The following is a 14,131-nucleotide window of genomic DNA, read 5'->3' as shown; positions in this document are numbered from 1 at the left end:
GACCATGTCCGAAGTCACCGATGATGCAACCGAGCCCACCTCCGACGTAGTTCCGCTGCTCGTTCCGCGTGACGGAGTTCCGGACGTCATCACCACTGCCGCCGGTGTCGCCGACGCCGCGGCCGCGCTGGCCTCCGGCCACGGCCCGCTCGCCGTGGACGCCGAGCGCGCATCCGGATTCCGCTATTCGGCACGGGCGTACCTGATCCAGCTTCGGCGCGAAGGAGCAGGATCGTTCCTGCTCGACCCGATTCCGACAGCGCAAGACCTGCAGCCGTTGGCCGAGGTGATCAACCCGTTGCAATGGGTGCTGCACTCTGCCGATCAGGATCTCCCCGGCCTCGCCGAACTGGGCCTGACGCCGGCCGAGCTGTTCGACACCGAACTGGCCGGACGACTGGCCGGGTTCGAGCGAGTCGGACTCGCCGCGATCGTGGAACGAACCCTGCGAGTGGAACTTCGCAAGGGGCACGGGGCTGCGGACTGGTCGACACGTCCGCTGCCGGACGCCTGGTTGAACTACGCCGCCCTCGACGTCGAAGTGCTTCTCGAACTGCGCGACGCAATGGAAGCCGAACTCGAATCCCAAGGCAAGCTCGAGTGGGCGAAGGAAGAGTTCGAGTACATCCGTCTGGCCGGCCCGCCCAAGCCCAAACCGGACCGCTGGCGTCGTACGTCGCACATCACCTCACTCAAGACCACCCGTCAGTTGGCGGCGGTACGGGCGCTGTGGCAGGCGCGCGAGGATCTCGCACGCAAGCGCGACGTGTCTCCGAGTCGGGTTCTTCCTGACTCCGCGATCATCGATGCCGCTCTCAAAGATCCTCGGTCGCTGGATGCGCTCCGCTCGCTTCCCGTCTTCGGCGGACCACGTCAACGCCGGTATTCGCGTATTTGGATGGACGCGCTGGAAGCCGCGCGCAGGCTCCCCGACAGCGAGCTTCCGCCGAAAACCCCGCCCATCGTCGGGCCGCCCGCTGCCGGCCGCTGGGCCCGCCAGGATCCAGCGGCGGCTGATCGGTTGACCGCGGCGCGCGCAGCACTGTCGGACCTGAGCAAAGAGGTTTCGGTGCCCGTGGAGAATCTGCTCCAACCCGACCTGGTCAGGCGCCTGTGCTGGGACTGGAAACTGGAACCCGACTCGGACATCGCCGAAGTCGAGAGTGCGATCGAGACCAAGCTCACTTCCGGTGGCGCACGTGGCTGGCAACGCACTTTGACCGTTCCCGTCCTCGCCGAGGCACTGAACTCCGTGGTCCCGGCCGAGCCCGAAGTGGAAGAGCCGGAATCCTGACCTGACCCCGGTGTGAGGTTGGAGCAATTCGGCACGTTAAGTTACCGGTCAGTAATGGGCAGTAGTACGCTCGATACGAGGCCGGACGCCTGGCCGTGATCGCCGAACCAACGTCTCACCGCCCTTCGGTGCGGTGGGCAGCTCCATCAGGAGGAATTCGCGTGGCTCCATCCACAAACAACCAACGCAACGTCGTCTTCGTCGACGGCATTCGCACCCCGTTCGGCAAGGCCGGCCCGAAAGGCATGTACGCCGACACGCGCGCAGACGATCTCGTCGTCAAGGCGATTCGTGAGCTGCTTCGCCGCAACCCGCAGCTCGATCCCGCACGGATCGACGAAGTTGCCGTTGCAGCCACCACGCAGACCGGCGACCAGGGCCTGACCATCGGCCGCACCGCTGCGATCCTCGCCGGTCTCCCCGAAACCGTTCCAGGATTCGCCATCGACCGCATGTGTGCCGGCGCGATGACCGCCGTCACCACGACCGCGTCGGGCATCGGCTTCGGCCAGTACGACGTCGTGATCGCCGGTGGCGTCGAGCACATGGGTCACCACCCGATGGGTGAGGGCGCAGACCCCAACCCGCGTTTCCTCGCCGACCGCCTGGTCGACCCGAGCGCCCTCGTGATGGGTAACACCGCCGAGAACCTGCACGACCGGTTCCCGACCATCACCAAGGACCGCACGGACGCCTACGCCGTCAACAGCCAGAACAAGTACGACGCTGCCAAGAAGGCCGGCTTCATCGCCGACACCCTGGTCCCCGTCGCCACCCGCAGTTCCGCGGGCTGGGGTCTGGCCACCGAAGACGAGCCGCCGCGCCCCGGAACCACCGTCGAAGATCTCGCGAAGCTCAAGACGCCGTTCCGCCCGGCCGGACGCATCACCGCCGGTAACGCAGCCGGACTCAACGACGGTGCCACCGCAGCACTGCTCGCCGGTGAGGACACCGCAGCCGAGCTCGGCCTGCCGGTCGGCATGCGCATGGTGGGCTTCGCCTACCAGGGCGTCGACCCCGCCGTCATGGGCATCGGCCCGGTTCCCGCCACCGAGAAGCTGCTGGCACGCACCGGCCTCAAGATCGAGGACATCGGACTCTTCGAGATCAACGAGGCGTTCGCCGTTCAGGTCCTCGCGTTCCTCGAGCACTACGGAATCGCCGACGACGACCCGCGCGTCAACCAGTGGGGCGGCGCCATCGCGTGTGGCCACCCTCTCGCTTCCTCGGGCGTTCGCCTGATGACGCAGCTCTCCCGCCAGTTCGCGACGCGCCCCGACGTGCGCTACGGCTTGACCACCATGTGCATCGGCCTCGGCATGGGCGGCACCGTCATCTGGGAGAACCCGAACCACGCTGACTACCAGGCAGGAGTTAACTAAATGTCTGATATTGCAACAGCATTCGCCGACGAGGTCGTGACGAACGCCTACACGAAGATCATCTCGGTCCCCGGCATCGAGGGCCCGTTTGCACTGATCACCCTCGACAACGGCTTCGACCACACCAAGCCGTCGTCCTTCGGTCCCGGCGGACTCGCAGCATTCGACGCCGCCCTCGACGAAGCCATTGCCGCCAACCCGGTTGCCATCGCCGTCACCGGCAAGCCCTTCATCTTCGCCGCCGGCGCGGACCTCAAGGGTGTTCCCGCGATCACCTCTCGTGAGCAGGGACTCGAGCTGGGCCGCTTGGGCCACAAGGTGTTCCGACGCCTGCGTGAGTCGTCCGTTCCCACGTTCGCCTTCATTAACGGTGTCGCTCTGGGCGGCGGCCTCGAGGTCGGACTGCACAGCCACTACCGCACGGTTGCCGCCAATGCGGGCGCACTGGGTCTTCCGGAAGCATTCCTCGGTCTGGTCCCCGGTTGGGGCGGAACGCAGTTGCTCCCCAACCTCGTCGGCCCGTCGAACGCCGTCACCGTGGTTATCGAGAACTCGCTGAACCAGAACAAGGTGCTCTCCCCCAAGAAGGCACTCGAACTCGGCGTCGTCGACGTCGTTCTCGATTCCGCCGACTTCATCGAGCAGTCCCTCGCCTGGGCGTCGCAGGTCCTCGCCGGCACAGTGACCCCCGCTCGCCCCGAGATCGATCGTGGCCAGGGCTGGGACGACGCGATCGCTCGTGCGAAGGCGATCGTCGACGGCAAGACCAAGGGCAACGCTCCCGGCGCCGTCAAGGCCGTCGAGTTGCTCGAACTGGCTCGCAGCACCGACATCACCGATGCCGCCTCGCTCGACAAGGGCTTCGCGGCCGAGGACGAGGCTCTTGCCGACCTCCTCCTGACGGACGAACTCCGCGCGGGTCTGTACGCCTTCGATCTGGTGAACAAGCGCGCCAAGCGTCCCGCCGGAGCACCCGACCGCTCGCTCGCTCGTAAGGTCAGCGGCGTCGGCATCGTCGGCGCCGGCCTCATGGCCAGCCAGCTCGCGCTGCTCTTCGTCCGCCAGCTCAAGGTGCCGGTCATCCTGACCGACATCGACCAGGAACGCATCGACAAGGGTGTCGGCTACGTCCACACCGAAATCGAAAAGCTCCAGGGCAAGGGGCGCCTGTCCCCCGACGCTGCGAACCGCCTCAAGGCGCTCGTCTCCGGTTCCCTCGACAAGGCCGCGTTCGCCAAGACCGACTTCGTCATCGAAGCCGTCTTCGAGAACATGGACGTCAAGAAGAAGGTCTTCGCGGAACTCGAGCAGTTCATTGCTCCCGAAACCATCCTCGCCACCAACACCTCTTCGCTCTCCATCACGGAAATGGCGTCCGGCCTCGAGCATCCCGAGCGTGTGGTCGGCTTCCACTTCTTCAACCCGGTGGCCGTTCTTCCCCTCCTCGAGATCATCAAGGGCAGCAAGACCGATGATGCCACTCTCGCAACGGCTTTCGCCACCGCGAAGTCGTTGAAGAAGTCCGCCGTCCTCTGCGGCGACAAGGCCGGCTTCGTCTTCAACCGCCTCGTCACCCGCACCTTGGGTGAGGTCATGTCCGCCGTCGACGAAGGCACCCCCTTCGACGTCGCAGACAATGCCATCGCCGAACTCGGCATGCCCATGTCGCCGTTCACCTTGCTGGCCCTCGTCGGACCCGCAGTGGCACTGCACACCGGTGAGACCCTGCAGGAGTCGTACCCGGACCGGTTCAAGAGCTCACCCGGACTCGAAGCACTCGTCGAGGCCCGCAAGCCCGGCGTGTGGACCTGGGGCGAGAACGGTCAGGCCGTCGACCCCGAGGTCGCCGCACTGTGGCCGCAGGGTGACAAGGTGTCAACTTCGGAAGAGGTCCTCGAGCGCACACGTCGTGCATTTGCCGAGGAAATTCAGATCATGCTCGACGAGGGCGTCGTGGCGGCAGCCGAGGACATCGACCTCTGCCTGCTGCTCGGCGGCGGATTCGGATTCTGGAACGGCGGCATCACGCCGTACCTGGACCGCACCGGCACCTCCGAGGCCGTCAACGGCAAGCGCTTCCTCGCGCCTGGTGTTGCCAGCGTCTGAGTCAGTCGATCGACCCGTCACGGACGGCGTGCCTTCGGGTACGCCGTCCGTGGCGTTTGCGCAGGTTCAGAATAGGGTTCCCACATCGTCTTTCACGATGTTCTCGAGCGCACGCTCCGCGACGGCGGCGATGGTCATCGACGGATTGCACGCAGCGGAGTTTCCCGGCAGCAGAGCGCCGTCGAGCACGTACAACCCCCGCTGGCCCAGAATCCGCCCATCGAGATCGCACACCGAGTTCATGCAGGCACCGCCGAGGGGATGCCACGTGGACGGCAGTATCGCGTTCGTATCGGTGAGCAGTCCTCCTGCCGCGATCTGCTGGGCCGCAGGTCCGATGTGGCCTTGCTGGATCGCAGAGTCGCCATCACTCGGCCAACGGAGCACCGCCTCGCCTCGCGCTGAGTCGTACACGAACCGACCCCGGTCGCTGCTGACCCCGAATCCGACCATCACCGTGCTGTGAGCGTCGAACGCCACCGGCGGGAACGACGCCTGAATGACGGTGAACGCGTTATGCGGGTCGTCCCAGTTCCGGCTGCCGTAGACGACCGGCCCGCCCTGCGTCGCGCCGAAATTCTCGGCGAGATCCGACCAGATGTAGATCCGATCGGCATTGGTCCCCCACCCTGCGCCGAGCTCGTCGGGCAGATCCGTGATCCGCCCCGTTGCCGCGGCGCGGACCAGGAGTTTGGTGGTGTTCATGCTGCCGGCAGCCATGACGAGCGCATCCGTCGTCAAGATCTTGTTCTCGAGAATGTTGCCGGAAATGTCGGTCCGGTCCACGTACACGCGCCACCGTCCGTCGGCAGCCCGCTCGACATCGGTGACCTGGTGCAGAGTCTCCACATTCACCAATCCGGTCGCTTCCGCTGCCGCAATGTAGGTGACATCCACCGAATGTTTGCCACCGTTGTTGACACCGAGCGCGCCGTCACCGTTGGTGTAAGACGGCTTCATCTCACCCCTCAGTTCGGCCAACGCGTAGTTCCAGTCGATCGGCATCGGAATCTTCGACACGGGTAGACCGGAACGCGTTGCGTTACGCGCGAATACACGTGCCGCCTCGTAGTTCGGGCTGGAAATCAGTTCGTCTGGTGCAGTTTCCACTTGCAGCATCCGCGCCACCCGCGGGTAATGGACGCGGTCCATTCGTGCGTAGTCGAGCTCCTCCGGAAAGTGCGTGTTGAAGACCGCTTCTTCCGGTTGCAGCGTCATCCCTTGGTACACAAGCGATCCGCCGCCCACACCGGCTGCGCAGATCGCGGTCATGTTCTCACCGGTCACCGTCTCCAACAAACCCGCGTATGGCTCGAAGATCGCCGGCCTGCCGAACAGAGTCGGGTTGGACTGATGCCAGAGGATGCGCTTGTCCGGGCTGGCGGGGTGCGGGAAAGTTTCGGCATTCGGCCCGGTCTGCCACCGAATCCCTCTCTCCAGCAAAGTGACCGGAACCCCCGCCTCGGCCAGGCGAAGTGCCGTCACCCCGCCGCCGAACCCCGATCCGATAACCACGACACGGTGCACTTCACGTGTCAGCGGAATCCCTGTTGCAGCCCTGGCAGTGCGTGGCGCCATCATCGCGACTCCCACGGCGGCCGTACCGGCCAAGAACGATCTGCGTTTCACTCCGGACATGACTGGTGCTCCCTCGAAGAATGTCGCCAGAGAATTCCGGGCACGCCAAAACTAGACACTCTGACGCTCGAGTGTCAAGGTTTTGGCGGAGCAGGCGAGGAACTACGAGGTCGACCGGATTGCGGGCCCGAGCCACCTCGAGAGAAAGGCCCGCAAGGAGTCGTCGGAATGTACGAGGTCACTGTCGAATGCAACAACCGAAAGCCCCAGTCGCACGGCAATTTCCACTATCTCATCCAACTCCGCCTCGGTGGCGAGGCCACGTTCGACGATAGGGGTGAGCATCTGACCAGCGAAAGGTATTGCTCGACTCATCATTTCGAGATCGAAGACAGGGTTTCCCCGCTCGGCGAGGAGCAGAGTCGCGAGCACCGGGTGAGCACGCACGGCAGTTCGCGCGGCAACGATGAATTCGACGACGTAATCACACGCCGTGTCGACCGACTCCACCTGTGCCGTGATCTCCCCGAGAACCTCGACAGCGAGACCGCCCATCGCCTGGGAGACGACCTCCTCACGTGTGCCGAAAATCGAGTACACCGTCTGGCGCGAGACACCGGCCGCGGTGGCAACTGCGGCAATGTTCACAGCCCCGAATCCGCCACCTTCGATCAGTTCGAGGGCGGCGCCGAGAATCTTCTGCTGTGATCGCACGAGGAAAGTATTGCCCACCGAAATGGTGCACTGAGAAACGCGGTCCAGATCCGACTCCCACCTGCATAAACGGCACAATCGGTTTCGTTTGGCTGCCGAAATTCAGTAGGTTAGGCTGCCCTTCATGAAAACTTCTGTTCGGGGCTTCACTGCCCTCGGTGCGGCTGCAATCGCGGTCACCGCACTTGTCTCGTGCTCCTCGGATTCAGGCACATCCACGCCATCCCAAGGTACGGGCGGATTCCCCGTCAGCATCGAGAACACCTTCGGCACCACGACCATCGACTCGAAGCCCGAGCGCCTCGTCACCCTCGGATGGAACGCGCAGGACATCCTGTACGCACTCGATCTGACTCCGGTCGGACAGCCCAAGTACACCTACGGCGCGGACGACAACGGCGTCATGCCGTGGGCGCAGGACTACTTCGACGCGGACAAGACAACGCTCTTCGACATGCCGGCCAGCGGAGAACCGCCGATCGAGTCCATCGCGTCGTTGACCCCCGACGTCATCCTCGCGCCGTACGAGGGCTTCGAGGAATCCGTCTACAACCAACTGAGCAAGATCGCACCGACGGCCGCCTACCCCGGCGCGGCCTGGCAGACATCCTGGCAGGACCAGACCCGCATCGTCGGCAAGGCAGTCGGCAAGAGCGAAGAGGCCGACAAGCTCGTCGACGGCCTCGACGCGACTCTCGCCGATACCGCCACAGCCCACCCGGAGTTCGCCGGAAAGACATTGGCAGTGGTCAACTTCGACACCGATTCGAGCAACATCAACGTCTATCTGCCCACTGATCCGCGGGTCCAGGTGCTGACTGAACTCGGATTCGTCAACGCGCCGGGCGTCGAGAAGCTCGCCGCGGACAATGCAGGTGGATCGTTCTTCAAGACGATCTCCTACGAGAACATCGCCGACATCGACGCCGACGTGATCGTCGGCTTCACCGACGGCTCCGGCGATCCGTCCGGCATACCCGCAGTCGGTGGACTCGACGCGGTCAAACGCGGATCCACCGCATTCCTCAGCGACACCCGCGTCATCGGCGGACTGAGCAACGTCAACGTCCTGAGCACGCCGTGGGTCCTCGGCCAGATCACACCGACGTTGAGCGAAGCCGCAAAGCGCGCCTCCGCCTAGAAACGAGATTTTCCCGACAACCCTCTCCGGCGTGATCCGTATCGAACGGCTCGCCGGAGAGGCGGGTGACCCGGAAATTCGTGGCGAAGGATCTCGAAGACATCGCAGCAAAAGCCGAGCGTCTCTCGGGCGAGTAAAGCGCCCTCACCTGCACTTACCATATTGTTTGCATAATAACTGCAATCAATACGACATCACTGTGTCCAGCTGATTCGCTGCGGGAATGGACTCAGCTGGGTAACGGCGCGTGAGTCCCCGCCAAATCTGCCCGGGTGGGCGTAGCGTGCAGAGTGCTCGCGGATGGATCGGCGCATCGGGGTGTCGACCGTAGGGCCTTTGAGGGGGCAGGAATGGCATTCAGCGGAACCGCCTCCGGCGGTGGATCCGGCGCTACTCGCGCCGACGTCGGACATGCAGTGCTCTTCGCCGGCGCCGCCGCGCTCGGCGGTTTTCTGTTCGGATACGACACCGCAGTCATCAACGGGGCGGTCGGTGCGATCCGAGACAAGTACGACATCGGCGCCTCGGGCACCGGGCTCACGGTCTCACTGACTCTGCTCGGCGCAGCACTCGGCGCCTGGATCGCAGGCACACTCGCCGACCGACTCGGCCGCATCCGCGTCATGCAGATAGCCGCGGTGTTGTTCATCATCGGCGCCGTAGGCTCCGCAATTCCGTTCAGCGTCTACGACCTCACGTTCTGGCGCGTGGTCGGCGGCCTGGCAGTGGGTTTCGCGTCAGTCATCGCCCCGGCCTATATCGCGGAGATCTCCCCCGCCGCGATTCGCGGACGTCTCGGCTCGATGTACCAACTGGCGATCGTTCTCGGAATCGCCGTGTCGCAGTTGGTCAATTACGCCCTCCAGGCCGCGGCCGGTGGTGATCGCAATCAGATCGCAGGCCTCGAAGCCTGGCAGTGGATGCTAATGCTCGAGGCGGTTCCCGCAGTCCTGTACCTGATCATGACAACCACGATTCCCGAATCTCCACGGTTCCTCGTGGCGCAGGGCAAGGACGATCGTGCTCGCAAGATCATCTCCGATCTCGAAGGTGGAGATCACGACGCCGTCACCGAACGCATGAACGAGATCCGCGAATCTCTGACGGAGAAGCAAGCCAAGACCACAGTCCGCCAACTCTTCTCGAAGCGGCTCGGGGTCTCCCATCTGGTGTGGGTCGGTATTGCACTCGCCGCATTGCAGCAGTTGGTCGGTATCAACGTGATCTTCTACTACTCGAGCACCCTCTGGCAGGCGGTCGGATTCGGCGCCGACCGGTCCCTGCTGATCAGCGTCGTGAGCGCCTTGGTCAACATCGTCGGTACGTTCGTCGCCATCGCCGTCATCGACCGGGTCGGTCGAAAGCCGTTGTTGCTGGTCGGTTCCGCCGGTATGGCCATCTCACTGGGCACCGCAGCGTTCTGTTTCCATTCGGCAACAGTGACCAAGAACGAGATCGGCGAATCCGTGGCCACACTGACCGGAGCCAATGCCACTATCGCTCTTATCGGGGCGAACGCATTCGTGTTCTTCTTCGCCTTGTCCTGGGGCCCGGTCGTCTGGGTGTTGATCTCCGAAATGTTCCCCAACCGCGTGCGTGCTGCAGCAGTCGGAATTGCGACCGCCACCAACTGGGTCGCGAACTTCCTGGTCTCCTGGACGTTCCCGGCACTGGCCGATTGGAATCTGTCGTACACCTACGCCGGCTACGCCGTCATGGCAGTGTTGTCGCTGTTCGTCGTCCTGAGGTTCGTGAAGGAAACGCGAGGCAGCACACTCGAATCCGTCCAGTAGCGAGCTCTCACGATTTCACCGAAAGCGGTGGCCCTCGGATTGATCCGTGGGCCACCGCTTTTCGAGATCGTAGTGAAGATTATCGTGAGACGAGCTGTCAGCCTTGCGCGACTTCACCTTGAGCCGACGCCGAGGACGCGTCTTCCTGGACGTGGACGCCGACGCTACCCATCCCCGCCACCCAGCCGGTGATCTTGCGGGAGAGGTCCTGAGCCGTGAGTCCGAGTTCCTTGTGGATGGCCTCGCGGCTGGCGTGATCGAGGAACTGCTGGGGAACGCCCATGTCGCGGCACGACGTGTGCACTCCGGCTGCCCGCATCGCGGCCGAGACCGTCGAACCGATGCCGCCGTGCAGACCACCGTCTTCGATGGTGACCACGAGGGCGTACTTGTCCGCCATCTTCACCAGCGAATCCGCGACCGGCAGAACCCACCGCGGATCGACGACGGCAACCGAGATGCCCTGCTTGTCGAGCCGCTCGGCAATCTCGAGTGCCAGGGATGCAAACGGGCCCACCGCGACGAGGAGCACGTCGCCGCGCTCACCCTCGCTGGACTTGAGAACGTCGACCATTCCGTCGAGTCGCTTCACGGCCGGAATCGCTTCGGGTACAGCGCCCTTCGGGAAACGAACGACGGTTGGGCCGTCGTCGACGAGAAGTGCCTCGTCCAGTTCTTCGCGCAGTGTGTCGGCGTCGCGCGGTGCCGCGACACGGATCCCGGGGATGATTCCGAGCAGCGAAAGATCCCAGACGCCGTTGTGGCTGGCGCCGTCGACTCCGGTGACCCCGGCGCGGTCGAGCACGACTGTGACCGGTTGCTTGAGTAGAGCGACGTCCATCAACAACTGGTCGAAAGCCCGATTGAGGAAGGTCGAGTAGATAGCAACGACGGGGTGAAGTCCGCCAAGTGCAAGACCGGCGGCCGAGGTCATCGCATGCTGCTCTGCAATACCGACGTCGAAGATCCGATCGGGGAACTTCTCACCGAAGGCCGCGAGGCCGGTGGGCCCGGCCATCGCCGCGGTGATGGCGACGATGTCCTCACGACGCGAAGCCTGCTCGATCAACGCGGCCGAGAAGACCGACGTCCAGTCCGGCGCGGACGACTTGGTGCCGCGACCGGTGACGGGATCGATGACACCGGTGGCATGCATCTGGTCGGCCACGTCGTTCTCGGCGTGTGCGTAACCGTTGCCCTTACGAGTGACGGCATGGACGATGACCGGTCCGCCGTAGGCCTTTGCCCGGCGCAATGCCGATTCCATGGCGGCTTCGTCGTGTCCGTCCACCGGTCCGAGATACTTGATACCCAGATCGGTGAACATGACCTGAGGGCTGACCGCGTCTTTGAGACCCGCCTTCATTCCGTGCAGGACGGAGTACGCGGTGCGCCCCACCCAGGGCAGTCTCTTGACCATGCGTCGGCCACTGTCGAGGGCGCGCTCGTAACTCGGCGCAGTGCGCAGTGCCGAGAGATGGTCGGCGAGTCCGCCGATGGTCGGTGCGTACGAGCGACCGTTGTCGTTGACGACGATCACCACCGAACGGTCCTTGCCTGCCGCGATGTTGTTGAGAGCTTCCCAACACATTCCGCCGGTCAGCGCGCCGTCACCGACGACGGCAACTACGTGGCGATTCTGACCCGTCAGCGCGAAGGCCTTCGCGAGGCCGTCGGCATAGGACAACGCGGCGGAAGCGTGAGAAGACTCGACCCAGTCGTGTTCGCTCTCGGCGCGGCACGGATACCCGGACAGTCCACCCTGCTTACGCAGAGTGTCGAACTGATCCTGACGACCGGTGAGGATCTTGTGTACATAGGCCTGATGGCCCGTGTCGAAGATGATCGCGTCCTGCGGCGAGTCGAAAATTCGGTGCAGTGCGAGGGTCAACTCCACGACGCCCAAGTTGGGCCCGAGGTGACCACCGGTCGCAGCGACCTTCAGCACGAGGAACTCACGAATCTCGTCGGCCAACTCCGTCATCTCGGCGTGGCTCAACTGACGTAGATCGTCAGGACCCTGAATGCGGGCAAGAACACCCAACGAGATCGCTCCCTCCGTGCTTCACAGCTGCACCGGTGCGCGCCGCGGCTGTCTTCGCGACAGTGCTGCCAGTCTACGGAGCGTTCCGGCGAACCGACACGCGGACTCGGCCCGATTCCGGTGTGACTTCGCGTAACAGCGAAATCCCGCGGATCGCTCGTGATCGCAATCACAGACAAATGGGATCCGTCGCGATCGACTCGGCAACTCTTCTTCCACAAAACGACCGCCATGTCAGCTTAAGGTCGACGTATGGGAACTGTGGTCGACGACCTGATAACGCGAGTGTTCGACGAAGTCCGATCACTCGACGAAGGCGAGTTGGCCGACTACATCCCCGAACTCGCGGCGGTCGCCCCCGATTCGTTCGGAATCTGCATCGCCACCGTAGACGGTTACGTCTACGAGATCGGTGACTCGCGAATCCCGTTCACCATTCAGTCGATCTCGAAGCCCTTCACCTACGCCTTGGCTCTCGCCGATCGAGGAAGCGAGGCGGTTGCCGCGAAAATCGACGTCGAACCATCCGGCGAGCCGTTCAACGAAATCAGCCTCGACCCGCTCACCGAACGGCCACGAAACCCCATGATCAATGCCGGGGCTATCACCGCTGCATCACTGGTTGCCGGACCGAATCCCGAGGCCCGCTTCGAGCGCATCCGCTCGGCGTACTCGCGATACGCAGGCCGCGAGCTGACCTTCAACGAAGCCGTCTACACCTCCGAGGCCCGCACCGGTCACCGCAACCGTGCGATCGGCCACATGCTGCGATCCTTCGACGTCATCACCGGCAATCCCGACGAGGCCGTCGACCTGTATTTCCGTCAATGCTCGATCGACGTGACCTGCCGCGACCTGAGTCTGATGGCTGCGACGATGGCGAACAACGGTGTCAATCCGCTCACCCACGAGCGCGCGCTGGCACCCGCAGGCGTCGAACAGGTCCTCAGCGTCATGGCTACGTGCGGAATGTACGACGGCGCCGGCAAGTGGCTGGTAGAGGTCGGATTGCCGGCCAAGAGCGGTGTCGGCGGCGGAGTGCTGGCGGTTCTGCCGGGCCAGATCGGCATCGCCGTGTACTCCCCCAGGCTCGACGTTCACGGCAACAGTGTTCGCGGAGTTGCTTCTGCCCGGGCACTGTCGAAGGAACTCGAACTGCACTTCCTCCACGTGACGCGGGCGTCACGCTCGTCGATCCGGGCCAGATACAGCGTCATCGAAGCGCCGTCGCGAGTACGACGCACCCCGACCGAACAAGCCGTGCTCGACGACGTCGGCAAGCGCAGCCGGGTCTACGAACTGCACGGCGATCTCCTCTTCACCGGTGCCGAATCGGCGGTCCGCGAAATCGGCTCGGTGGACGAGGGCCTCGAAGTTGTCGTCATCGACGTCCGACGCGTCGACGACGCCAGCGACGTCGCGGTGCGCATGATCACTGCACTGCAGGTTCAGCTGGCCGAACAAGCCTGCGCTGTGGCCGTCGTCGATCCGCAAGGACTGCTGGGACAACGAAGTTCGAGCATCGACCCCGCCAGAAGAAGTGGTCGGGTTTTTGCGGACCTCGATTCCGCCATGCAGTGGTGCGAAGACACGCTGCTTGCGGTGCATTGTGAGGCCGATCGGCAGGCGTCGACGATCTCGATCGAGGACCACCCAGTTCTCGATGCTCTGTCCGCGGCGCAGATCGTGGGATTCTCCGCAGAGCTGGAGACGCGAACCTATGCCCGCGGCGAGAAGATCGCCCGCCGAGGCGAAGCGGCCTCGGGGTTCTATCTGATTCTCAGCGGCCAGGTCAGCACCATGTTCACCGATGCTCACGGGGTCGAGCACCGCATCACGACGCTGTCGGCCGGAATGACGTTCGGCGAGATGACGATGTTCCTCGACACTCCATTTCTCAATGACATCCGCGCCGATTCCACGGTCACCGTCGCTGTCCTGACTCCGGAACGATACGCAGAACTGACCGCACAGGCACCCGAGTTGAAACTTGCGCTGCTCGAACGACTGGCGGCGGGAGCCTACGAGCAATTGGACCTGATGTTGCGGAGTGTCATATCCGCCGGACGAATCGGATAG

9 protein-coding genes are annotated in these 14,131 nt (G+C 63.9%); 6 read left to right on the top strand and 3 right to left on the bottom strand.

Going from position 1 to position 14,131, the window contains the following annotated elements; genetic code table 11:
- Nucleotides 1–4: 4 nt before the first annotated feature.
- The 3 genes from P3G66_RS27410 (at nt 5) to P3G66_RS27400 (ending at nt 4,782) form a co-directional block, all read left to right on the top strand.
- Nucleotides 5–1,294, top strand: a complete 1,290-nt coding sequence (locus tag P3G66_RS27410; protein ID WP_007732879.1) for a ribonuclease D — start codon at nt 5–7, stop codon at nt 1,292–1,294.
- 161 nt (nt 1,295–1,455) lie between these two features.
- Nucleotides 1,456–2,676 carry a thiolase family protein gene (locus P3G66_RS27405; RefSeq protein ID WP_003942598.1) on the top strand — a complete coding sequence of 407 codons (1,221 nt, stop codon included), beginning with the start codon at nt 1,456–1,458 and terminating at the stop codon, nt 2,674–2,676.
- A complete protein-coding gene (locus P3G66_RS27400; protein ID WP_276117383.1) occupies nt 2,677–4,782 on the top strand; it encodes a 3-hydroxyacyl-CoA dehydrogenase NAD-binding domain-containing protein in 2,106 nt (701 codons plus the stop codon).
- Nucleotides 4,783–4,848: 66 nt separating this feature from the next.
- Here the strand turns inward: P3G66_RS27400 and P3G66_RS27395 are convergent, their stop codons facing one another.
- Both P3G66_RS27395 and P3G66_RS27390 read right to left on the bottom strand, forming a co-directional pair.
- A complete protein-coding gene (locus tag P3G66_RS27395; protein ID WP_007732873.1) occupies nt 4,849–6,420 on the bottom strand; it encodes a GMC oxidoreductase in 1,572 nt (523 codons plus the stop codon).
- Between the two features lie 102 nt (nt 6,421–6,522).
- Nucleotides 6,523–7,074: a TetR/AcrR family transcriptional regulator gene (locus P3G66_RS27390; RefSeq protein ID WP_276117382.1), complete on the bottom strand. Its 552-nt coding sequence runs from the start codon at nt 7,072–7,074 to the stop codon at nt 6,523–6,525.
- A gap of 124 nt (nt 7,075–7,198) precedes the next feature.
- Here P3G66_RS27390 and P3G66_RS27385 point away from each other — a divergent pair, with 124 nt between their 5' ends.
- Both P3G66_RS27385 and P3G66_RS27380 read left to right on the top strand, forming a co-directional pair.
- Nucleotides 7,199–8,215: an iron-siderophore ABC transporter substrate-binding protein gene (locus P3G66_RS27385; RefSeq protein ID WP_007732870.1), complete on the top strand. Its 1,017-nt coding sequence runs from the start codon at nt 7,199–7,201 to the stop codon at nt 8,213–8,215.
- A gap of 350 nt (nt 8,216–8,565) precedes the next feature.
- A complete protein-coding gene (locus tag P3G66_RS27380; protein WP_007732869.1) occupies nt 8,566–10,008 on the top strand; it encodes a sugar porter family MFS transporter in 1,443 nt (480 codons plus the stop codon).
- Between the two features lie 97 nt (nt 10,009–10,105).
- Here the strand turns inward: P3G66_RS27380 and dxs are convergent, their stop codons facing one another.
- The gene (gene dxs, locus P3G66_RS27375) at nt 10,106–12,052 is read right to left on the bottom strand and encodes a 1-deoxy-D-xylulose-5-phosphate synthase (RefSeq protein WP_007732868.1); all 1,947 of its coding nucleotides are present in this window, start codon (nt 12,050–12,052) and stop codon (nt 10,106–10,108) included.
- Nucleotides 12,053–12,304: 252 nt separating this feature from the next.
- Between dxs and glsA the strand changes: the two genes are divergently transcribed.
- On the top strand, nt 12,305–14,131 hold the full coding sequence (glsA, locus tag P3G66_RS27370) for a glutaminase A (protein WP_276117381.1): 1,827 nt from the start codon (nt 12,305–12,307) through the stop codon (nt 14,129–14,131).

It is taken from the genome of Rhodococcus sp. C3V (assembly GCF_029269915.1).
GTDB classification, from domain to species: Bacteria; Actinomycetota; Actinomycetes; order Mycobacteriales; family Mycobacteriaceae; genus Rhodococcus_F; species Rhodococcus_F qingshengii.
The sequence above is the reverse complement of the archived record's forward strand: the minus strand, read 5'-3'. Positions and strand labels throughout refer to the sequence as shown.